General features: G+C 70.9%; 15 protein-coding genes and 2 pseudogenes. 2 read left to right on the forward strand and 15 right to left on the reverse strand.

Going from position 1 to position 22,580, the window contains the following annotated elements:
• Window positions 1-593: 593 nt before the first annotated feature.
• Window positions 594-1,253, reverse strand: coding sequence for a hydrolase (locus tag OG927_RS03400; RefSeq protein ID WP_056795331.1), 660 nt, complete (start codon window positions 1,251-1,253; stop codon window positions 594-596).
• A gap of 500 nt (window positions 1,254-1,753) precedes the next feature.
• On the opposite strand from OG927_RS03400, the gene OG927_RS03405 reads away from it, so the two are divergent.
• On the forward strand, window positions 1,754-2,221 hold the full coding sequence (locus OG927_RS03405) for a MarR family winged helix-turn-helix transcriptional regulator (RefSeq protein ID WP_056795336.1): 468 nt from the start codon (window positions 1,754-1,756) through the stop codon (window positions 2,219-2,221).
• Window positions 2,222-2,313: 92 nt separating this feature from the next.
• Here OG927_RS03405 and OG927_RS03410 read toward each other — a convergent pair.
• Window positions 2,314-2,454, reverse strand: a pseudogene (locus OG927_RS03410) (IS5/IS1182 family transposase); the annotation flags it as partial.
• Window positions 2,455-2,573: 119 nt separating this feature from the next.
• Window positions 2,574-4,451 (reverse strand): hypothetical protein, encoded by a 1,878-nt coding sequence (locus tag OG927_RS03415; protein WP_079099248.1) that lies wholly within the window; start codon window positions 4,449-4,451, stop codon window positions 2,574-2,576.
• Between the two features lie 162 nt (window positions 4,452-4,613).
• On the opposite strand from OG927_RS03415, the gene OG927_RS03420 reads away from it, so the two are divergent.
• On the forward strand, window positions 4,614-5,621 hold the full coding sequence (locus OG927_RS03420) for a helix-turn-helix domain-containing protein (protein WP_056795340.1): 1,008 nt from the start codon (window positions 4,614-4,616) through the stop codon (window positions 5,619-5,621).
• 217 nt (window positions 5,622-5,838) lie between these two features.
• On the opposite strand, the gene OG927_RS03425 is transcribed toward OG927_RS03420, so the two are convergent.
• The 12 genes and pseudogenes from OG927_RS03425 to OG927_RS03480 all read right to left on the reverse strand — a co-directional run bounded on the left by OG927_RS03425 (window position 5,839) and on the right by OG927_RS03480 (window position 22,063).
• Window positions 5,839-7,329, reverse strand: a complete 1,491-nt coding sequence (locus tag OG927_RS03425; RefSeq protein ID WP_330319675.1) for a phytoene desaturase family protein — start codon at window positions 7,327-7,329, stop codon at window positions 5,839-5,841.
• A gap of 103 nt (window positions 7,330-7,432) precedes the next feature.
• Window positions 7,433-9,277 carry an ABC transporter ATP-binding protein gene (locus OG927_RS03430; RefSeq protein WP_330319676.1) on the reverse strand — a complete coding sequence of 615 codons (1,845 nt, stop codon included), beginning with the start codon at window positions 9,275-9,277 and terminating at the stop codon, window positions 7,433-7,435.
• Window positions 9,274-10,080 carry a class I SAM-dependent methyltransferase gene (locus OG927_RS03435; RefSeq protein ID WP_056795348.1) on the reverse strand — a complete coding sequence of 269 codons (807 nt, stop codon included), beginning with the start codon at window positions 10,078-10,080 and terminating at the stop codon, window positions 9,274-9,276. Before OG927_RS03435 ends, OG927_RS03430 begins: the two co-directional genes overlap by 4 nt.
• Entirely contained in the window at window positions 10,077-10,685 is a 609-nt protein-coding gene (locus tag OG927_RS03440) for a hypothetical protein (protein ID WP_056795351.1), read from the reverse strand. The genes OG927_RS03435 and OG927_RS03440 overlap by 4 nt, the downstream gene beginning before the upstream one ends.
• Window positions 10,682-12,607 carry an alpha/beta fold hydrolase gene (locus tag OG927_RS03445; RefSeq protein ID WP_242413036.1) on the reverse strand — a complete coding sequence of 642 codons (1,926 nt, stop codon included), beginning with the start codon at window positions 12,605-12,607 and terminating at the stop codon, window positions 10,682-10,684. Before OG927_RS03445 ends, OG927_RS03440 begins: the two co-directional genes overlap by 4 nt.
• 231 nt (window positions 12,608-12,838) lie before the next feature.
• Window positions 12,839-13,054 (reverse strand): hypothetical protein, encoded by a 216-nt coding sequence (locus OG927_RS03450; RefSeq protein WP_209470995.1) that lies wholly within the window; start codon window positions 13,052-13,054, stop codon window positions 12,839-12,841.
• A gap of 43 nt (window positions 13,055-13,097) precedes the next feature.
• Complete coding sequence (locus tag OG927_RS03455) at window positions 13,098-13,292, reverse strand: hypothetical protein (protein WP_056795357.1); 195 nt, start codon at window positions 13,290-13,292, stop codon at window positions 13,098-13,100.
• Between the two features lie 61 nt (window positions 13,293-13,353).
• Complete coding sequence (locus OG927_RS03460) at window positions 13,354-13,548, reverse strand: hypothetical protein (RefSeq protein WP_056795361.1); 195 nt, start codon at window positions 13,546-13,548, stop codon at window positions 13,354-13,356.
• Complete coding sequence (locus OG927_RS03465; protein WP_056795364.1) at window positions 13,545-13,730, reverse strand: hypothetical protein; 186 nt, start codon at window positions 13,728-13,730, stop codon at window positions 13,545-13,547. The genes OG927_RS03460 and OG927_RS03465 overlap by 4 nt, the downstream gene beginning before the upstream one ends.
• Window positions 13,731-13,931: 201 nt before the next feature.
• Window positions 13,932-14,315: pseudogene (locus tag OG927_RS03470) on the reverse strand (IS5/IS1182 family transposase); the annotation flags it as partial.
• Between the two features lie 538 nt (window positions 14,316-14,853).
• Entirely contained in the window at window positions 14,854-18,105 is a 3,252-nt protein-coding gene (locus OG927_RS03475; protein ID WP_330319677.1) for a GH92 family glycosyl hydrolase, read from the reverse strand.
• A gap of 1,225 nt (window positions 18,106-19,330) precedes the next feature.
• Window positions 19,331-22,063, reverse strand: a complete 2,733-nt coding sequence (locus OG927_RS03480) for a KGGVGR-motif variant AAA ATPase (protein WP_330319678.1) — start codon at window positions 22,061-22,063, stop codon at window positions 19,331-19,333.
• Window positions 22,064-22,580: the final 517 nt, after the last annotated feature.

Raw genomic sequence — 22,580 nt, forward strand, 5'->3', positions numbered from 1 at the left:
TTCGGTGTGCCGTCCGGCTGCGGACATGCGGGGGGCGATTTCGGGTTGGCCATGACAGGGACCATGGCTCCAGCACCGTCGTCGGGAGCGCGCAGCCGGCAGGGGCCGGCTCCGAGCCTCGGCCCCATAAGCTGCCACCACCGTGATCAACGGGCCGACCTGAGACGCGGTCAGCCGGCTCACGCCGCCGGACAGGCCGCGCCCGACGGCGTACACGCCGGCCACCCGGATCGATCCCGCGTCGGGCTTGAGCAGCCCCACGAGCCGCGAGACCGGCATGGCCGTACCGGCGCCGCACGTTTCCCTCGCTGCTGCAAGGCTGTCGCCCGGCTCGGACTTGCGCGGGAGGGAAACGAACGCGGTGCCGGACAAGGATGGCCGGGCTTGTGACTCGGGGGCAGAGAGCGCGCGTTTCCTGGGCATCACGCCCTCGTGCGGCGGCTGTGGTGGTCCTCAGCGGTCCGGAGCCCTGGTGTCGTCGACCGGTTCCGAGCCGAGGCCGTGGCCACGGAACCGGCCGCTGTGCCGCGCGTCAGCCCCACACTCGAGTCGCTCCGTACACGGCCCCGAGAGGCACCGCCCGACGGAACCCGTCAGGCGGTGTTCCCGGCACGGCCTGAAGCGAGCAGCTGCGTCTCCCAGCTGAAGGCGACGCCGGTGGCGCCCCCGTGCTGGAGCAGGACTTCGGTCATGCCCGGGTAGGTCTTCTCGCGGGCCCAGTCGCGCTGCCACTCCCCCGCGACGGCCTGCCAGGTGATCGGCACCACGCCCGCCTGAACCATCCGCTGCACGGCCATCTTGTGCGCTTCCTTCGAGGCACCGCCCGAGGCATCGGTGACGACGAACACCTCGAAGCCCTCACCCGCCGCCTGGATCGCCGGCATCGCAACGCAGATCTCCGTCCAGAGACCGGCGATGATCAGCTTCTTGCGGCCGGTCGCCTTGACGGCGTCGACGACCCGCTCGTCCTCCCAGGTGTTGATGAACGTGCGGTCGATCGGCTTCTGCTCCGGGAACACGTCCTGCAGCCCCTTGATGATGTAGCCGCCGCGCTCCTCCAGCACGGTCGTCAGGATGGTCGGTACGTCGAACACCTTGGCGGCCCGGGCCAGCCCGACGACGTTGTTCACGACCATCGTGGGTTCGTGGCTGTTCAGGTTGGCGAACTGGAACGGCTGGTGGTCGATCAGGACGAGGACGCTCTCCTCGGGCGTCAGCAGTGCCTGCAGTCCGGACTTCGTTTCCTTGCTCATGGGGTCCCTTTCCGGGGTGCTTGTCTTCGCGTGCTCGGAGCGCTCGGACGGAAACCGTCGGTCTCGACGCCGGAGTACGGCCGGCCGTATGCGTCCGCGCCGGCTCTGCCCCGAGACCGGGTCGGCCAACCACCGCGCCGCAACGGTCGGCATCGCATCCCGGACAGGCCCTGCTTACGCAGCGACACGGTCCCGGCATCGAGGCCGGTCAGTTCGACCAAGTGGTTGACACGTCACCCACATTAGCAGCGGTGGTGGATGTGTCAACTAACTGTCCGGAGTGCGCAGTTCACCCTGATCGCGGTCCCGGCAGATGCGCTCGTGGAGGCACGCCGGATCCGCCGGACGACGGAGCGACCGGTCACGTCGGCCTCGACGATCGCCAGGTGAGGGCCGCCCCAGGTCTCGTTGCCCGGACACGGCGGGCCCTGCCTCGCCGAGGACGGCCTCACCCCCCCTGCCCGCAGATGCGCGACGGACCGCGTCGTTAAACTGCGTCCATGGACGCACCGCCGCGCTGGCTCGTCGGGGAAGAGAAAGCCGCCTGGGACAACTTCATCCGCATGCAGGAGAAGCTCATCGGACGGCTGTCCCGTCACGTCCAGTCCGACTCCGGAATGTCCGCATCCGACTACGTCGTGCTCGCCGGCCTCACCGAAAGGGGTGGCGGGCGGATGCGCTTGCTGGATCTGGCCAAGCTCGTGGAGTGGGAGAAGAGCCGCATGTCCCATCAGGTCACACGGATGACGAAACGCGGGCTCCTGTCCAGGGAGGACTGCCCCGACGACGGTCGCGGCGCGTTCATCGTCGCCACCCCGGCCGGCTACGAGGCGATCGAAGAAGCCGCGGGCCGGCACGTCGAACACGTCCGCCGATTGTTCGTCGACGCCCTGACACCGAGTCAACTCAAGGCACTCGCCCGTATCTCCGAGCGCGTCCTGGAGCACATGGAGGCGCAGCCCGACTGACCGGGCGAGGAGACGCGGCTCGAGCCCGGCGGGGGCGAGGCACGGACCACGCTCGCGCAGCGCTCCGGCAACGAAGACGACCGGGGCCCACGGGCGGTGATTCGAGTCGTGGAGCATCTGAGCTTGCGCAGAAGCCGCCAGGGTTCGAGAGTGGCCATGGCCGGTTCGACGAGTGCGCGGGTCTTCGCGTAGGACCGGTTCACCGCCTGCCGACCGGCAGAAAGGGTGCCCCAGCCCAGCGGACCGGACGGGACCGGCACCCGAAGGCCCGCTCACCCCCGGCAGCCGTGCGGGCGATCTTCGGATCGACGGCGGGTCGGCCCGGTGGACGGGACGGACCGGCGCGCAGGACTCAGCCCGCCGCCAGCCGTTGTCCGAGAAGGTCCAGTCCGTGCCGGAGCCGGCGGAAGTAGGTGGCCCGGCTCATGTGGAGCCCGCGTGCCAGTTGCTGATGGGTCTGCCGGCGCCCGAGGTAGTAGTGCAGCAGGATCTGCCCGGCCTCGGCGTCTTCGAGTGCGTCGCTGTCCGCCAGGGTGCGCACCCCGTCCCGCAGCGCCTTCCGCAGATCCTCCGCCGTCTCCGTGCCCGGGGAGCGCAGCAGCGGGCTGTGCGCCAGCCAGGCGAGGTCGGTGACGTGCGCGAGGGCCTGTCCCACATCGCGGCCGGTGGCCGAGGGGCCGCCCGGCCCCTGCCCGAGGGCGAGCCGCTCCACCCAGTCGGTGATCGCGTCGTGTCCGAAGTCCTGGCTGTAGATCTCGGGTTTCCGGCCGCACCGGTAGACGTCGTCGGTGGTGGTGCCGTGCTGGTGGAAACGTAAGCTCGTCAGGAGCTGCTGGTAGCGCGGGCTCGGTGTGGAGACCGTCAGCAGCAGGCTGTTGGCCATGACGTGGTGCAGCAGGTCCCGCAGCAGCCGCGCGTGCAGTCCGCGCTCCGGGCAGTACGCGGCCCCGAGGACCAGGGACCGGGTCCGCTGCCCGCCCATCAGCCGGTCGGTGTGCTGCTGGAGCAGGGGCTCCATACTGCCGACGGTGCGGTCGGCGACGCGGACCAGACCCATGACGCCCACGGCCCGGCCGTCGCGGTCCCGGGCCATCCGGAAGCCGGCGGGGTCGTCGTGCAGCCACCGTTCCACCAGGCGTTCCGTGCGCCGGGTGTCCATGCCTCCCTGCCGGGCCCACAGGTGCATCAGCCCGCCGATGTCGTCGGCGTCGCCCGGGGCCGCGGTCTGGATGGCGCCGTCGCCGGCCCTCGCCGGGAACAGCGTCTCGCGTACGACGGTGTCGTCGATGAGGGCCATGGTTCCCTCGGCGAGCCGCCCCCTGCGTGCGACGCTCGCCTCCGCGGCCAGCTGCCGCCTCCGATGGGTGTGAGCGCGGGACCGTAACCCGTGGTGGGCGGAGGGCTGCCGCCACCGGTGGGCCTGTTCGAACACGGCGCGGAACGGTTCCAGGACGGTCAGACCGAGTTCCGTACGGGTCACGAGACTGAGCCGGCCCAGGGTGTCGAAGAGCTCCCGGCCCTCTCCGAGGAGTTCCCGGTCCCCGCCCCAGACGGTGGCGAGCTTGTCCAGGGCGCGCTGCCACCCGTGGGCGGGCCGCTCGCGCGAGAGCCGCTCGGTGATCTCCTGCACGACCTGGTCGGCGACGGCCCCGGGGGCGTCCGGCGAGGCGCCCGCGTGCAGGGCCCGGCAGGCCGCGCAGGCGATCAGCGGGTTGCCCCCGGCCATGCGGACAACCAGGTCCCGTGCCACCGGGCCGGCGAGTTGAGCGCCGGCCGCCAGCCGCCGGATCCGGTCGTCGGACCACGGCGCGGTCTCGATGACAACCGCTCCCGAGAGCGTCCAGCCGGGCTGGGCCAGTAAGGACCGCCGGCTCACCAGAAGCAGGGGTGCGGCAGGCGCTTCGCGCGGGGACCGCGCGTGCTCCAGCGCTGCGAGGGCCTCCGGGCCGTCGGCGCCGTCCAGCACCAGCGGCCGGGTGGTGGGCTCGGCGAGCGCCGCGCGCACGGCGTCCGGGGCGTCGCCGCGGGACAGGTCCAGCACGCGTGCCGGCGACAGGCGCGACACCAGCCAGGACTTGCCGCTCCCGAGCGGCCCCGTCAAGTTGACCAGCCGGTGGCGGTCCATCGCCACCCGCAGGACGTCGGGCGTCGCCCGAGCCGGTGCACCGGTCGCCGCCGCCTCGGTCATGAGGTCTCCCACCACGCTTCCCGCGGGCCCGTCGTCGATCACGGCGACACCCTATTCACCGGGCTTCGCGGCGAGAAGACCACGAACCGGATCGGCCTCTGAGACTCCTGTGAGACCTCTGTGGGACTCCACCGCCCGGGGACGGTGGCTAGCGTGAGTCGGTGATCGCACCGGACGACCGGACCGAGCCCTCAGGGAGGCCACATGAACACCAACAGCATGTCCGTACTCGGTCTGACCAGCACCGAGGAGGACGTCTACCGCCACTTCCTGCGGAATCCCGGAACACCGGAGGGTGAGGCCCCCGGGGCGGCGTCACCGGGCGAACGGGAGAGCGGGGTGCGGGCCGTCGGCCGGCTCCGGGAGCTGCGCCTGCTGCACGGGGACGACGCGAACACCTGGGCCGTGGATCCCGTCGTCGCCGTGCCCCGGCTGGCCGGGGAGCAGCTGGACACGGCGCACCGGACGATGCGTCAACTCGTCGACGTGCGGCCGATCCTGCGGTCCCTGCGGCATGAGGGGCCGGTGCTCGGGACCGGCGCTCCGGAAGATGGCGCCGCCGCCCTGTTCCGGCTGGAGGACCTGCGGGAGGTACGCGCCCGGGTGGGCCAACTGGCTTTCGGCGCACGGTCGGAGGTGCTCGCGGCCGACCCCTGCGACGCATCGACGCCGGAGAGTGCCGGCTATGCCCGGCACCTCGACCTGGGGCGGCTGAGCAAGACGGTGCGGGTACGGGTCCTCGTGCGGGCGACGGCGCTCGCGGACGCCGGGAGTCTCGACCGGATGCGGCACCTGCATCTCGGCGGGGCGGCCGTCAGGGTCGCGGACGAACTGTCCGAATCGGTCCTCGTCTACGACCGGCACGCGGCGCTGGTCCCCATCGACGCCCGCGACACCGGGCGCGGCGCCCTGTACACCGAGGAGAGCGGGCTCGTGAGCAGCTTGGTCGGCCTCTTCGAGCGGCTGTGGGCCACCGCGACCGACTTCGCCGACCTGGTGGCGGCGGACACGGGGCAGGTCGCCCGGCTCACCGACACCCAGCGCCTGGTGCTCGCCGCCATGTGCGCCGTCAGCAAGGACGAGACGGGCGCCCGGCAGGCCCGGATGTCCCTGCGCACCTACCGGCGGCACATCTCTGACGTACTGCGTCTGCTGGGCGCCTGCAACCGGGCCCAGGCCGCGCTGCTCGCGCGTGAGCGCGGCTGGGTGTGAGCGCGACCGGATGCGAGCCGCGACCGGGTCCGGACGTGCCGCCCCGGGCCGGCTGCCCGTCCGGACCGGGCTGTCGCAGGACCCGCCCGCCGGACGGTCCTCCGGCCGGAGCGCCCCTCTTGCCGCAGGACCCGCCCCGTGGCGGCCCCCGTACGGCGGCCGTCGCGCGCGACCGCCGTACGACCGGGCCCGTGCGCGACGGCTCCGCCGGGCGGCCTCACCCCGCGGCCGCTCCGTCCTGGTCGGCGCCGCCGGCCCCTGCCCCGGCCCGCCCCAGCGGCGGAACCCGCAGGCCGAACTCCCGGCGCAGGGCGGTCTGGGCGGCCAGCAGACCGCACATCCCGTGCACGCCGGGGCCCGGTGGGGTGGCGGCCGAGCAGAGGTAGACCCCCGGCAACGGGGTGCGGTACGGGTCCCAGCGGGCGACGGGCCGGAGGACGGACTGCCGCAGGCCGAGGGCCCCCGTGGCGATGTCACCGCCGACGTAGTTGGGGTTGTAGCGTGCCAACTCGGCCCCGGACACGCCGCGTTCGGCGACCACGGTGTCGGTGAAGCCGGGGGCGTACCGCTCGATCGCCGCCCGCACCAGCGGCAGCGGGTCGCGGGTGGAGCCGTGCGGGAGGTGCGCGTACGCCCACACCGGGCGCCGCCCGGGGAGGGCACGCCCCGGGTCGGCGACCGCCGGGTCCACCACCAGCACGAAGGGCCGTTCGCCCGGCGTGCCCCGGGCGTTGGCCGTCTCCTGCCGGTAGACCTCCCGCGCCGTCCCTCCGAGGTGTACGGTCACCGCCCGGCCGACACCGGGGGCGGACCAGGGAATCGGTTCCGAGACGAGGAAGTCGGCCTTGCCGGCCGCCGGACCGTAGCGGTAGCGGCGCAGCGCCCGGGCGTAGCGAGGGGGCAGCCGGTCCCCGGCGAGGGATGCCAGCGCGGTGGGAGAGAGGTCCAGGAGCACCGCCCGGACACCGTCCAGTTCCCGCAGGTCGGTGATCTCCCGCCCGGTGTGCAGGACGCCGCCGTGCGCCCGGATGTCGGCGGCCAGGGCGTCCGCGATGCTCCGGCTGCCGCCGCGCGGTACCGGCCAGCCCGGCCCGTGGGCGAGTTGTGCCAGCAGCAGCCCGACGGCGGCGCCGGGCAGCGACGGCAGCGGGCCGGTCAGGTGCGCGGCGGCACCGGCCAGCAGCGCCCGGGCCTCCTCGCCGCGGAAGGCGAGCGGCCCGAGCCGGGTCCCGTGGAGCAGGACCCGGCTCAGCAGAGCCGGGGCGGCCCGGAGCCCGGGAGGCCGGCGCAGGTCGGACAGGAGCAGCCGGACCAGGTCCGCCCCGTGCGCCAGCAGGGGTTCCATCAGCCGACGCCAGCGCGCTCCGTCCGGTCCGAGCCCGGCGCAGGTCGCGTCGAGGTCGTGCCAGGCCAGGGCGGCCCGCCCGTCGTCGAGGGGGTGGGCGTAGCTGATCTCCGGGCGGAGCATGTCCACCCGCTCGGCGAGGCCGAACTCCCTGAAGAACGGGGAGGACATGCCCATCGGATGCACCGCCGAGCAGATGTCGTGGACCACGCCGGAGTCGAACAGGTCGGCTCCGCGCAGCCCGCCTCCCAGGGTGTCCGCGGCCTCGTACACCTCGACACGCAGGCCGGCCCGGGCCAGGGCGGCCGCGGCGGCGAGGCCGTTCGGACCGCTGCCGACGACGGCCGCGTCCGCTCCGCTCACCGAGGGCGCCCCGAGCCGGCGGACGGTCGGCCGGTGCGGGCCTCGCGGGGCCCGGGCGGGCGGTGCCGGGACCGCGACGGCACGGGTCGTGCGGGGGCGGGGATCATCCGGCCACTCCCACCGTGGGCTGCCCGGACGGTACGCCGGTGGCCGCCTCGGCCGCGGCCGAGGCACGGGCGCCGTCCGCGAACTGCGCGGCGGCCAGGCGGCCGTAGAGAGCGTCGTCCCGGATGAGTTGCGGGTGGGTGCCGACGGCACGCACCCGGCCGTCGTCGAGGACCACGATGCGGTCGGCCTCCACCACGGTGGAGATGCGGTGCGCGATGGCGACCACCGCACAGCGGCGGGCGATGCGCCGCAGGCTGTCGCGCAGGGCCGCCTCCGCCTCGGAGTCGAGGTGGGCGGTGGCCTCGTCGAGGAGGATCACGGCGGGCTTCTGCAGCAGCGCCCGGGCCACGCAGAGCCGCTGCCGCTGGCCGCCGGAGAGGCCGATGCCGTGGTCGCCGAGGGGTGTGTCCAGACCATCGGGCAGGGCGGCGACCACGTCGGTGAGCCCGGCGAGCTCGACCGCCTCCTCGATGTCCGCCTCGGTGGCGTCGGGTGCGGCGTAGACGATGTTCTCCCGCAGGGTGCCGCGCATCGCGGCGCTGTCCTGCTGGACGTAGCCGACACCGCCGCGGATCTCGGCGGTCGACAGGTGCGCGATGTCCTTGCCGTCCAGGAGCACGGCTCCCCGCCCGGGGCGGTAGAACCGCTCGATGAGCTGGAAGACCGTGGTCTTGCCGGCACCGGAGACACCGACCAGTGCGGTGAGCCCGCGCCGGGGGACGGTGAAGGAGACCGCGTCCAGGACGGGCCGGTCGCCGTAGCCGAAGCGGACGTCGCGGAATTCGACGGCCGGGTGCCCGCCCTTCGGAGCGGGCGGCGCGAGGTCCCCCGCCTTACCCGGGGTGGCTCCGGGGCCGGCGGCCGCGGCGGGAACGGGGGTGTCCTCCTGCGGGATGCCGGCCAGTTCGTCCACGCGCTGCACGGCGGCCCGGCCCTGCTGGTAGGTGCCGAGCGAGAGGAACACGAGGACCAGCGGGGAGACGAGGTAGAAGAGGTACATCGTGAAGGCCGTGAATTCGGCGACGCTCAGGGAGCCGGTCGCCACCCTGGCCATGCCGATGCCCATCACGGCGGCCAGCGAGGCCTGCAGGCCGACGTTCAGTACCGGCGAGAACAGGGCGTTGAGCACGGTGACCCGGTTGCCGGACCGGCGGACCTTGTCCGCGCGCGCCGCGAGCCGGTCCTCCTCGCGGCCCTCGGCGCCGGCCGCTTTCACGGTGGGCAGGGCGGCGAGCACCCGCTGGAGGTCCGCGCCGAACTCGCCGGTGTCCGTGCGGTTGACCAGGGCCGCCCGGCGCAGCCCGCGGGCGACCCCGATGGAGGCGACGCTGGCGACACCGAGGCAGCCGACGGTCACCAGCAGCAGCCAGACGTCGATCAGGGCCATCATCACCACGCCGCCGAGCACGATCAGCCCGTTGAGGAGGATCTGCGCGAGGCTCTGGGTGAGCGCGATCTTCATCAGCGCGGTGTCGCCCACCAGCCGGGTGTGCACGTCGCCCTGCCGCTGAGTGTTGAGGTACGAGAGGTCGGCGCGCAGCACCCTGCCCGAGAGCAGGACCCGGGCGTCGCGGACGATGTTCTCGCCGGCCCGGCCGATGAGGCATCCCTGGGTCGCGGAGAGCGCGGCGTCCGCCACGAACAGGACGGCCAGCAGGGTGATGAGGAGGGCGACCGGCTCGTGCCGGCCGACCGCCTCGATGAGATGCGCGACGAGCTGCGGCTGCACGAGGGTGGAGGCCACGCCGAGGATCCCGAGCAGCACCCCGCCCGTCAGGAGCCGGGTCTGGGCACGGGTCAGCTCCGCGACGAGGCCGCGCGGCGCGGCGGTGGTGGTCATGACTGCTCCGTACGGTCGGCGCGGACGAACCGGCTGATGTGGACGGGGCTCTGGGCGGCGGTGAACGGCCCGCCCGACCAGTCGCCGTGGAGGCTGACCCGTTCGAGTCCGGCTTCCGCCGCGTAGGCCTCGATGTCCTCCGGGGTGGTGAGCCGCGTGATCTCGGTCCCTATCCGGGTGCCGCCGGGCTCGTGCAGCAGGTGCGAGGTGTGCCAGAGCCCCTGTTCGGCGAGGAGCGTGGAGTAGGTCTGGAGCCCGGTCCCGGGTGCGGGGTAGGGCGCGAAGAAGGAGGTGCGGCTGAGTCCCTCGTGCAGGGTGTGCACGAAGCCCGGGTTGTGGGTCTCCACCACGAGGGTTCCCCGCGGCGTGAGACGACGCGCGGCCCGGGCGACGGCGGCGCGCTGGCCCGCCGGGTCGAGGACGAGGGACATCGTGCCGCAGACGCAGTAGACGAGTCCGTAGCGGTCACCGTCGTCGTAGGTGCGGATGTCGCCGTGCACGGGAGTCACGGCGACCCCGGACTCCGCGACGGTGGTCCGGAGCTGTTCGAGCATCTCCGGGGACGAGTCCACTCCGACGACCTCGCCGGTGAGGCGCGCGAGCGGCACGGCGATACGGCCCGTGCCCACGCCGAGTTCGAGGGCGGCCCCGCCGGGGTGCCAGGCGGCCAGCGCCGCGGCCGTGCGGCCGGCCGAGCCGTCCTCGGGGAAGAGCCGGTCGTAGAAGTCGGCGAAGACCCTGCCGTAACCGATGTCCGCGATCGCGGGGGCGGCGGTGTCCGAGGGTGCGGTCGCGGTGCTCATGCCTGCTCGCTCTCTGCCGCCGGAGCGGACGGCGTACGCATCGGCGTGTAGGGGGAGACGAAGATGATCTCCGGCTCTTCGGAGTCGTCGTAACCGGCGTTGCGGGCCAGCGTGAACTGGAAGCCCTTGACGCCGGTGGCGCCCGAACGTTCGATGCCGGCCCGGAAGTAGGCGCTCAGGATGCGGTATCCGGGCAGGGCGCGGGCCGTCGTGAACCCCTTGTCGAGGTGACGCATCACTTCGGCGCCCAGGTCGAAGACGGCCTTCTCGGTCCGGCGGGCGGGGAACCAGACGATCTGGTGGGCCCTGCGCCCCGCGATGACCTCCACGGGCGTCCAGTCGGAGGTCTCTCCGGCCTCGTCGAGGGTGCGGCAGTAGAACTGCAGGTCGTGCTGGGCCGGAGTCGGCGCGAAGAAGCGCCAGTTCGGGAAGAGCGTGGAGAACACGTCGAGCCGGGCGAGCCTGCTGAACGACGGCTGGGGGTGCTGGGTGCAGAGGGTGCCCAGCAGCAGCAGGCCGGCGAGCAGCCGTACGTTGCCGTCCGTGCCGCCGAAGTGGCGGGCGAGAAGTCGGCCGGCCGGGGCGGCGGAAGCGGTACCGGTCATCGGGTCCCCTCCTGTGCGGCCGTGGCGGAGGGCTGTCCTGCGGTGGCGGAGGGCAGCACGGCCGTGGTGTCACCGAGGAAGGCCACGAGACGGCGGGCCGCCTCGCCGGCGAGCCGCGGGTCGGTCAGGATGCCGTCGTGGTCGGCGGTCTCGACGACGGTGCTGCGGACGGTCCGGCCGGTCAGGTGCGCGTCGGCGAGGTCCTTGTGCAGGAGCAGGTGGTCGGGGTCGCGGTCGACCGTGTGCTGGGCGGACAGCACCAGGGCGTGGGCGTCCAGCCGGGGCAGGGGGCCTTCGAAGGACCGGAAGTCCCTTTCCGCGGCCCGCCATTCGCGCAGCGCGGCGGTCCACACGCGATGGTTCGCGTACTCGGCCATCGCCCTGCTTCGCACCGGGGCGGGCAGGTTCCGGATCCAGCCGGGAGTCTGCATGAGGACGCCGAGGCCCATCCGCAGGCTGACGGAGGTGGACCGGATCATCTCCTCGATGTGCCGGGCGTTCGCACCCTGCTGGCTGGACCGGTCGAGCTGCTGGGGGTGGGAGCTGTCCACGTAGACGACGGAGTGCACCCGCTCGCCCAGCCGGACGGCCGCCCGTCGGGCGAGCTCACCGCCCAGGGAGTGCCCGACCAGCGAGACCTGGCGTCCTTCCGGGACGGCTGCCTCGATCAGGTCGACCAGGTCGTCCACCGATTCACCCAGGTGGTACGGCGTCGAGGCGTGCCGTCTGCTCGCCCCGTAGCCGGCCCGGCTGTAGGCCAGCCACTGGCGTCCGTCGGCGTTGAGAGCCCTGGCGTACCAGCTGAAGTGCGCGGGCAGGGCGCCGAGTCCGTGCACGAGGACGGCCACCGGGCCCTCGCCCGTCCGGCTGACCGTGCCGTCGTAGGCCAGTTCGTTGCCGTGGCGGGTGGTGGCCGTGGCGCCGAACACGTGATCGGTGGTCCGCAGCCTGCGGTGGACCGCCACCGCGGCCGCGGCGGCCGCGGCGCCGGCCATGAGCAGTGCCGCGGCCGCCGGCATCCGGTCGTCCCGTCCGGCGACGGCGGGGTGGCTGCGGGGCGTGCTGGTGTACGCGACCATCGGGTGCATCGCGGTGAAGGCCGGAATGAACCTGCCCAGTCCCATCACGGAGCCGTTGGCGACGTGGAAGGCGGCGACGCCGGCGATCACCGGGCGGGTCAGCAGCCCGCCCTTGAGGTACAGCACCGGGAACAGGCATTCCATGGCCAGCACACCGTGGGCCAGGGCCCGTGCCGACCGGGGGTGGCGACGGGTCAGTCGCCACACCTTCTCGTGCCCGTAGGTCCTGGTGCGCATGACACCGGTCAGGGCGGCGCCGGTGCGCCAGTCCTTCCCGAGGAGCTTGATCCAGCCGGAGACGACGTACGACAGGTTGGACTGGAGCGCCACGTACCACACCAGCGCGTCCTGGGCGGCGGGCGAGGGGGCGAGCCGGGCCAGACCGGTCGCGGTCTGCACCAGGTTGGACGCCTGGTCGGAGCCGTCCGTGCCGTAACGGTGGGTGGGATAGAGCAGGGCGCCGCTGAGACCGAGGAAGAGATTGGCCGCTCCGCGCGCCCGGCTGTCGCCCGGCAGCAGGAGAGCGGCGCTCGCGGCCACCCGGGCGGCGTGCAGGGACCGGCTGGTCCGCTCGTCGGCGACGATGTCGAGCAGCTTGCGCAGGGGTCTGCCGTAGTGGGCGTGCCCGTACCGGGCGAGTGCCCAGTCGTTCAGTCCGCCCGGCCGTTTCTGGTCCGGGGTGGTGAGGTGCTCCAGGCTGGACAGCAGGGAGGTGACCGCTGCGATCCGTTCGGAGGTGCCGATGGCCTGGCTGCGGGAGACCGGCAGGGGACCGGTGAGAGCCGAGAGCGCCGCCCGGGCGGTGGGCCCGGAGGCTCTGAGCTTGGCGAAGCGAGCGAGCATGGAAGGTACTCCTGGGCGGAAGTCGGGCAGATCCGGCCGAACGCCCCGCCGCCGGCCGGACCGGCGGCGGGGCGTTCGGCGTGCGGACTTCCCGGATACGGATGCGCTCCGGTGCGGGGGGCCGGAGTCCGGCCGTCCCCGTCCGGTCCCGGCCGGAGCGGCGTGCCGCTCCGGCCGGGACCGGACGTCTGTGTCAGGCGGGGACGTCTGTGTCAGGCGGGGACGTCTGTGTCAGGCGGGGACGTCGATCTCGATGGGGGGCTCGAGAGGCCCACCGTCCCGCCCGGCCACGAACGCGTTCACCAGGGCCACGCCGATGATCACGCCCGACACCACAGCTGGCGTGGCCATGACAGGTGTGTGGTTGATGATGACCCGGCCCTGCGGGTCGTCGACCCTGATGTCGGTGAGGGCACCGGGTCTTGTCAGGAAGGAAGTGTCGTTCATCTGGCTCTCCTTGTCCGTGTTCCGGTTCGGGTGGGGGCCGCGATCACTGCTCGACGGGCGACGTGTCGCCGATCGCGTCGCAGACCACCACACCGGCCACGAAGCCGGCGGCGAACACCGCCGTCGCGAGCACGGGCGTGGCCGCGACGGGGGCCGTGCCCGTGGCGGTGTAGCCGGGGTCCTCCTCGGTCAGTGGGCGTGCTGCGGCCGGGACGGTCTGGAAAACGGAAGCGTTCATGGGCATTCTCCTGGTGGGTGTGAGGGCGTGAAGGTGCGTGGGGCGGTGCTGCGGGGGCCGTTCAGAGCTGCGGCTCGTGGGTGCCGGCGATGACGCTGATCGCCGGACTGGCGCAGACCTCCGCCACGACGACCAGCACCGAGGCGATCGGGCTCGCGGCCGGACCGGTGTGCCCGGCGTCGTTCTCGGACAGTGCGCACGTCGTGACCGCGGTGGCGGGACATACGGAGGCCGTCGCCCACCGGGTGCCGGTCACAGCGAAGGTTCTTCGGTACTGCCGATGATCGCTCCGGCCGCGTAGGCGACGACCACGGCGGCGGCGACCGTCACGATCACCTGGGTGGCGGCGATCGGCGCCGCACCACCGAAGGCCTGCCCCTCCGTTCTCTCGTCGAGCGGACCGACGGCGGCCCAGCGCGGTGTTCTGACCTGGTGCACGTTCCCTCCTCTGTCAGCCTGGACGGCACCCGGAGGCTCCCGCCACAGGTCCGTACGGCAGCGCGGCCCCCCGGACCCGAGGGGTCCGGCCGGGCGGCGTTCCGTCTGTGCCGTCAACGATGGCGGGGCGACCGGCCCGGGGGAAGACCGTCGGCTGGCACGAGGCTGCAGGGCCGCCCGCAGGATGGTGCAGGCGCGGTGCCTGCCGGCGCCCTTGTCCGCATGCGGGCGCTGGGGCATGTAGTAGCGGCCGCGATGGAGGTCGTGTCCCGTTCGGGGACCGGTGGTCATGGGCTTCGGCGCTTGGCTGTCGTGGACGTCGGCCGCGGAGACGCCGACGAGCAGGGCAGTCCGTTCGCGTCCGAGAGGACGTGCATCGTGGAACCCGGTCTGCCTCGGTCCACGGGCTCGGACGTGCGAGTTCGCCCCTATTCAGCCCTCACGTGCGCGGAGTCGAGCACGGACCGGAACAGATCCGAGCAGGCCGGCGTCGTCCAGGCGGTGCAGGATCTCCTCATGGAGCCGGCCCCGGGCCCCGGCTCCTGACCGGAGCAGGAACCTTCGCTGGGCCGTCGAACGTCGAAGCAGCGGGCGGCGAGTCGAGCGAACAGTGCGGAAGAGAGTCTTCCCTGCCCCGCAGTGGTGCGAAGCTCAGTCCGCGAGTGCCGCAAGTGGGAACAGCCGCCCCCGAGGACGCCTCCGCCGTCGGCCGCCTGCCGCTCGTTCTCCGCGACCACCCGCCGCGCCCGCGTCGAGCGGGCCCTCGGCCGTGACGGGCAGCCCACCGCGCTCGACCGGCCGTGCCGGTACTGCCGTGGGCCGCTCACCGCCTACACCCGGGCGGCTTCTGTCATCCCGCGGGCGGCTCCTGTCATGGTGAGAAGAACCGGCAGGTCGTCACGGTGCCCGTGGCCGGCGTCGTACCCGGAGATGCCGACGGCACGGCAGCCGTGGCCGCCCCGTTCGGGCAGGCGTCGGCGCCCATTGGACGGGGGGGGCGGATGCCGGGGTGGGCGAGTACGCGAAGGGCCCCGGCGCTTTCGCGCCGGGGCCCTGATGAGAGGGGTGCGCCGCTACGGAACGGCGCACCGCCGACTGGGTTTCGGCGGTCCGCCGCCCTTCTCTAAACGAGCGTCATAGCGTAGATCTCGACGCGCGTGTCGTCCGGCAGCGAGACCGAACGGACCGTCTTGCCCCCATCGAGCTCGGCGGCCGTACCGAAGAGCCGAATGGACGGCCCGTCGACACCGCTGCCCCGCTTGATGCGGTGCGGCATGTCGAGGAGGACCGTGCTGCCGTTCGGCGCGGAGCCCGCCCAGTCGCCGAACGTCACCGGTGCCTCCGTGCTGCTGCCGTCCGTGTAGTGCACGGTCAGTGTGGTGGTCACAGGACCGTTGTGCGCCGAGCCGACCAGCCGCAGCGCACTGTGCTGTCCGGCGGGCAGCAGGAGGGCCTGCCCGCTTGCTTCGAGGAAGTTGTTCGCCGTGCCGGTGGGGTCCGGCGCGTCGTACGTCACCCCGTCCCAGGTGACCGGCCCCGCCTTGGGCAGCAGGTCGCCGTCATAGCTCCAGCCATGCCCGTCGAAGTCGCCCTCGTCGGAGTTCGCCACCGTGGCCGTGCCGTCATGGCCGAGGTCTGCGCGCAGGTCCACTGCGCACTGCCCGTTCGCCTCACTCGCGCAGGTCGTGGAGGCTCCCACCGTGACGGTGGCCTTGCGGGTGACCGAGTTCGTCCCTCGGCCCGCGACCTTCACCTCCACCGGGTAGGACCCGGCCGCGACGCCCGGGGGCACGGTGATGTCGAGCGACACCTTCTTCTGGACCGGGAGGTGACCGGAATCGATCACCAGTGGTGAACGCTGTGCCGTCGTGGCCTTCCAGCCGCTGGGCACCTTCGCCGTGACCGACACGTTCAGCTTTCCGGGAGCCTGGCCGAGGACGTCCAGCGTGAACTTCGCGGTCTGTGCGGCGTCACCCGTGGGGACGACCGCCGAGGCGGGACGCAGCGACGCGTCGACGTGCTTGCGGCTGTCGGGGGATGCCTGGTTGACGGAAGGCGGCTGGGCGCCCTTGCCCGTGCCCCAGGAGGAGGGGGAGGTCCCGAGCCGGTGGGCAAGGGTTCCGCCGTGCGCGAGCTTGTTCCAGCTCAGCCAGGTCTGGGGTACGTCCCGGCCGTTCAGGGCCACGCTCCGCACGTACCGCTTCGTGTCGCTCGCTCCGGGTGCTTCGATCGTCAGCGTGCCGCCCTGGCCCTTGGTGCCGGACGCCTTGGGATAGCTGCCGATCCGGACGGTCGCCGATTCGAACTGCGGGCTGGACACGGCCAGGAAGTCGCCGCCGCTCATCGTCGGGTAGAGGCCGAGGGAGGAGAAGACGTACCAGGCCGACATGGTGCCCAGGTCGTCGTTGCCCGTCATCCCGTCCGGCCCGTTGGTGAACAGCGTCATCGCCGCACGCACCACGGTCGCGGTCTTCGCCGGGGCGCCGACCCAGTTGTACATGTACGGGGCGTGCAGGTCCGGCTCGTTGTTCGGGTTGTACGTCGGCTTGCCGTAGTAGTCGTACGGCTGCGAGATCCAGTCATTCCGGGCGGTGCCCGCCGGGTCGGTGAGCAGCTTGTCGTGGACGAAGAAGGAGTCGAGCCGCTTCTCGGTGGCACTCCGGCCGCCCATCAGGCTGACGAGGCCGGCCGGGTCCTGCGGTACCAGCCACTGGTACTGGTACGCGCCGCCCTCATGGAACTGGTGCGCCGCCTCGACCGGGTCGTAGGGCGTGAGCCAGGTGCCGTCGGCCGTCCGCGGCCGGAACTGCTGGATCGAGGAGTCCCACAGGTTCCGGTACCACTGGCCGCGCGCGGCGAACATCTTGGCGTCCGACCTGTGTCCGAGCCGGTCGGCCATCAGCGCAAGCGACGCATCGGCGGCGGAGTACTCCATCGTCGCCGACGCCGGGTGCTTGCAGTCGTTGTCGCCGCCCTTGTCCGCGCAGTCCTTGCCGAGCTCGAGACCTGACGGGATGTAGCCGCGCTCGGTGTAGTGGTCCGATCCCGAGCGTCCGTTGTGCGGCGAGTCGGCGGGCGGGGTGCTGGTCGCGTTCTTCTTCAGCAACGCGTAGGTCTCTGCCTCGTGTCCGGCGAGCAGCCCCTTTGACCAGGCCTCTACGAGGAAGGGCGTGACCGGGTCACCGGTCATGATGTTGGTCTCGCTGTTGGCGAGCGCCCAGCGGGGCAGCCAGCCGCCGTCCCGGCCGGCCGCGACGACCGACAGCGCGACATCCCGGGCGACCTTCGGCTCCAGCATCTGCAGAAGCTGGTTCTGCGGCCGGTAGGTGTCCCAGAGCGAGAAGTTCTGATACGGCGTGTAGTCCTTTGCCGTGTGCGTCTTGTTGTCGAACCCCTGGTACATGCCGTCGACGTCACCGGCGAGGTTCGGGTGCAACTGGCTGTGGTAGAGCGCGGTGTAGAAGGCCTTCTGCCGGTCCGCCGTGCCTCCGCCGATCCGGATGGAATCCAGCTGCTTCGTCCAGGTGTCCTGCAACGCCGCACGCGTGGCGTCGAAGTCGAAGGACTCCTTGGTCTCCGCGGCCAGGTTCTTACGGGCGCCCTCCACACCGGTGTAGGACAGCCCCACCTTCAGGACGGCGTCCCGGTCGGTGGTCGCGTCGAAGGTCACCCAGGCGCCGTTCTGGCCGCCTCCCTCCGCGTCGCGGGTGCCGGGCTCGGGGTCTGCGCCGTCCCACGTGCCGTAGGCCTTGAAGGGCCGGTCGAAGGTGGCGCTGAAGTACACCGTGTGCTCGTCGTGTCCGGCACAGAAGCCCCCGGCGTGCACCCGGCCCTCGATGGTGCGGTCACCGACGACGTGCACCTCGGAGTCCAGCACGGACTGGTTGGCCTTGCCCGTGTTGAACAGGACGTTGGCCGAACCGGTGGAGGGGAAGGTGTAGCGCTGCCACCCGGTGCGCTCGGTGGCGGTGAGTTCCGCGTCGACGTCGTACTTCTTCAGCCCCACCCGGTAGTAGCCGGGACTGGCCTGCTCGTCGTCGTGGCTGTACGGGGAGCGGTAGGCGTTCGGGTCCACGGAGTCGACTGCACCCGTGGTCGGCATGATGGGCAGCTCGCCCATGACGCCGCAGCCGACGCCGGACAGGTGCGTCTGGCTGAATCCGTAGATCGAGTCCTGCTTGTAGTCGTAGCCGCCCTGGCCGCCGGTGTCCGGACTGACCTGGACCATGCCGAACGGCGCGCTCGCCCCGGGGAAGGTGTTGCCGAAGTTCTGGGTTCCGACGAACGGATTGACCAGATCGATCGGTTCCGCGCCCGCGGCGGCGGCGGGCTCGGCGATGCCGACCACTCCACCACTCACGAGTACGGCGGCCATCAGACCGGCTGCTATACCGGAAGCACGGGGACGGAACGGTCTGAAAGCAAACCGCATGGGGTATTTCCCTTCGAGTCCTGCTGAACTGACAACGTTGTCACTCTGTTCGTTCGCACCATAATCCCCGGCCGCCCCGTATGTCACTGGGTGAGCGGGGGCAAATTCTGACGCGCTGCATCGATTCTCCGGAGTGGGGCGTCGGCAAGCGACCTGCCTGCCCTGGCGCGCGGCCTGCGGGGCGGATGCGCCACCCCCAACGGCACACGGAGATGGGCGTAACCCTCGCGGCCGGAGAGGAACCGCGCGACGGCTTGGGCCGAAACCTCGTCGGGCACGTCGGGCACGTCAAGGTACGGGGCGGGATGGAAACCCCAGGCCCGGAGCGCCAACCGGTAGCCGCCGGCGAGCGGAACAATCACGTGACACCCGAGATCCGGCTCCGCCGGCTGCTGAACGCGCATCAGAGCCAAGTCGGCGGAAACGGCGTGGGGTTGAGCAGCTGCCGCTGCCAGGTCCGTCTGATCAGGTGCGCCGTGCAGCATGGTGTGGCACTGCCCGCACAGGGCGATCTTCGTCAGGAGATACTCACGATGCGAGTTGCGTGTCCAAGGCACCATTCGGTGGAGTATCACCCTGTTCAACGCTTCGTGGGTCGCTCGGTCCCACAGCCCCTCACAGGGCCTCACGGGATTCCCATCCTTGCCGAGCACCGGCTTGTGCTGGTGCATCAGGTAGCCATGTGACTTCCCGCAGGTTGACCCGATCTTCGTTCGGGACGAAGAAGTCGTGGGTTCGAATCCCGCCGTTCCAGAAGCTGAAATACCAGGTCAGAGGGCCCAGCGTGCAAGTTGCGCTGATCCCTCTGGCGTTGCTGCGTGACTACCGCTCGTGATCGCCCTCGAAGAGGCCGTGCATGACCACGGCCCGGCCTGGATCACGGGGCGGAGCTGCTTCCGGTAGACCTCTTCAGCAACGGAACGGTCACCTGTCCTGGCTTCGGCGCCGAAGCCCCCCGATAGTTCACCCGCCACCGTCACGGTCCATTCCGCCCGCTGTCGAGTGGTACACCGCGTCCGGCTTCTTGAGTCTTTCCAGAACCATTTCTTCGGTGAAACCGCCGTCGCCTCGGTCGCATACGTCGTCGGCATATCCCCACCGGCCCCACCTCATTCCGGTCCGGTCGACAGCCTGCGCGCCCAGAGATCACCCCACCAACCCGGGAATGCTACCCACCCCAAAGCACCCGCGCCCGGCGCTCGCTGTTGAAGCCCAGGCCGTGCCGGTAGATCTCCGGAACCCAGTAGCGGCCGTCCGTGCCTTTGCTGAAAACCCCGGAGTCGATGAGCGTATCCGCTTCCTGAACCGTGAGACCGACCCGTTCGAGTTCGAACGGAACAGTGACTTGATTCTCCAGACGCTCCAGCTTGGTGAGTAGCTCACCGATTTCACGATTCTCGGCCCGAATCGACTCGATCTTGTTTTTGCTGCACGCAAGCAGTGCCTTGCGCATCGCGCCAGGCACCAGGACCCGGTCCTCGACCGTGTCGTAAGAGCTAGAGAGTTCGGCAGACTTGGCAAGGAACACCACGACGTCCCGAGCCTGAACCTGGTTATTGAAGTCTCCGAGTGCGGCAGGCACCCACAGGTGCGAACGTGCCTCCCGCGACTTCTCCGTCCCCATCTTCCAACCCCACACTTGAACGAGGCTCTGTACCAGATCGTCCTCGGAAAGTTCAGTGATCGCGACGAGGTCCACCGGAGTGGGCAGGGCTTGCGCGTGCGCGGTTACCCAAAGCGCGAGGCGGAGGGCTTCCTCCTTACTCCAGTGCAGTGCATAGCGGTCGTACCGGCCGAGAAGTTGACCGCTATTCTGCCGTACAGCCCAGGTGACCAGGTCCCTGCGGACGAAAACCATGAGCCCGAAGGGCCGCCCGCGCAGGGATCGGAGCCAGGCGAGTACATCGATCAGCAGCACCCGCAGCGCCGTGCTCTTCACCTCGGCGTCGAGGCTCTGCAGCAGGTCTTCAAGGCCGTCGATCACGAACACAGCCTTGGCTCGCTTGCCGAGCTCTGTTAGGGCCTCCTCCGGACTCCGTCCGTCCGCTGGCTCCACCCCGGCGGCGACGGCCAGGCACTCCAGCCAGAGACTACGCCAGGCAAGTTCGTCCTGGCCGTCCAACCTGGCCAGCCCGGATTTCAACCTGTCACTGATACTTCTCCCCGAAGCAGCGTCGACATCCGGTGGGCCACCGTACTGCCTGACGAAATCGTCGCGAAGGTCCTGCGGCTCCAGTTCGCCGTACTCCAAGTTGGCGGACTCCAGCACAGGGACCACTGGTGCGCGCAGATCAACTCCGTCGACCCCGGATTGTTCGGCGAATCCCTCCCACGTGCGCGCTGCACACGCCTTGGAGTACAGAAACGTCTTTCCGGCTCCTTTCGCACCGACCACGAGCGCAAGCGGCAACTCAGTTCGATGGTCGCCCAGAAGCCTACGCAAAGGGTCCGTGACTAGGAATCCGCCGGTAGACGAGAGCCCCTTCTTTTCCGCGTGGATCAGTTCCCCTGCGGTTTGAGCGAGGTTCCGCCGCAGCTGCGCGTAGTCGGTCCTCGCCTTGCCCTCATTCGGCGGCCCGCCCGTGAGGAGCAGCTGAGGGGTAGGGCTGGGAAGAATCGGGTCCAGGACATCGGCCATGCCGCAGGAGCCGAGAACCCTCAGAACCGCGTCCCAAGTGGAGGGCAGAGCCAGGAGTTCCTCCCGGAACGGACTCATGACCGGCTGGACCAGCAGCCCTGTGTCCACAGCTTCCGTGCCGTCCGCAGATTCGGCCGTCGGGCGTCCGATCGTCGCCGCAAGTGCGCCGGCAAGAGCGCTACGGGCAGCCTCTGCCTGCGCACCGTGCGCGTCCAGGCGATACTGAGTGACGATCACAGAGCTGGCGGGGTCCAGTCCCTGGACAGCAGGCGCCTTCTGCCCGAGTTGTCGGACCATCAGTTCGACACCGGCCAAAGACTGATGGCTCAATGTGGTGACGAAGACACGCTGTACCCGCGGATCGAGGAGGATCGGCGCGGATAGCTCGGACGCTCCCGCACGCAGATCGACGATCACGGTGTCCGCGCCCATGCGGGCGCCAAGCCCAGCGATGGCCTCGGTCAGAAGGTAGGGGGAACGGCCCGGAGAGAACAGGTCCGCGGGTTCGATACGCGGCGGCCCCAGCAGGACCCTACGGCTGGTCGGCACCACGGTGAGGCGGCCCCCGCCCGTGTAGTGACCGACCTGCTGATTGGGCAGGTACTTCGCCGCGATGTCCACGGCCGACGACCAGCCGTTGTCTTCGTCACCCTGAATCAGGGTGACGAAGTCCTCGTAACTGAAGTCGCACTGACCGCCCTGCTCCTTGTGCATCCAAGAGATACCGGGCGCCTCCAGGTCCGCGTCGATCAGCAGAACGTTACCGCCGCGCCTGGCGAGCTTGTCTGCAGCTGCAACGGCGTGCACCGTGCGCCCGACGCCGCCCTTGAAGGAGTGAAAGGCCATCACCTGGACGTCGTCCGTGAAACCGTCACGCTGGGGGCGTCGCAATGGCTCTGCCAGGTGACGGGTGATGTGCTTCTCCCGTAGAAGCGGTAGCCGTCGGAGTCCGTCGAGCACCTCCGGCTCGCTGCTCAGTTGCACCCGGAGGCCCGTGAACTCGTGCGTACGTGGGTCGTCAAGACCCAGCATCAATACTCCGTCGTACTGAGCCGCGGAGCCCGCCCCGAACGCCTGCTCCAGCCACTGCCGCACCAGTTCCTGGTCTGTGCCGTCGTCGACGACGAGCTCCAGACAGTCCCACCAGCCGTCAGCGGCGACGAGCCACTCCGGCCACCGTCCCAGAGTCGCCAGTCGGGCCAGGTGCTCGTCGACGTCCACCCAGCTGAAAAGGTGCGCGGGAGGCGCTGTGCTGCTGTCCATGGTCCCCAGTACCTCCGCGGCTCTATTCATCACGTCTCAGTCCTGCTCGCACCATGCGATGAGTGCGTACAGTGACGCCTGAGCACTCTTCTCGTCTTCTTCGTTCAGTTTCGCACCATAACGCCATGCCTGGTGAAGATCAGCGAGGGCGACCTTTCCAGCACCCTGGGCGCTCATTCGGCAACGATCCAGCCTGGCAAGGTGGTCGCTGACCGAACGCGGCAGACACAACTCCTTGGCAAGCTTCCGCAGGTCGTGCGTGGGCTCCAACCCTGATGTACTCCGCTGTCCCCTACGGCTGAGTACTCGCTCCTTGATCGCGCACTCCGTCGCGTAAAAGAGCAGGAGGTACGACGTGCTGGCATCCCCGCACTCCGCTACTTTGCCTGCGCTACCGCGCAGTTGGTTCCGACGACTGCGAAGGGCGTGCACACCCACATGAAGCACCATGCGTCCCATCATCTCACCGGCCGGGTAGCATCGGCCTCGATTCCAGCCCACCCCGTCAGCCGGTCCA

The sequence above is a fragment of the Streptomyces clavifer genome, from assembly GCF_036345975.1.
GTDB classification, from domain to species: Bacteria; Actinomycetota; Actinomycetes; order Streptomycetales; family Streptomycetaceae; genus Streptomyces; species Streptomyces clavifer.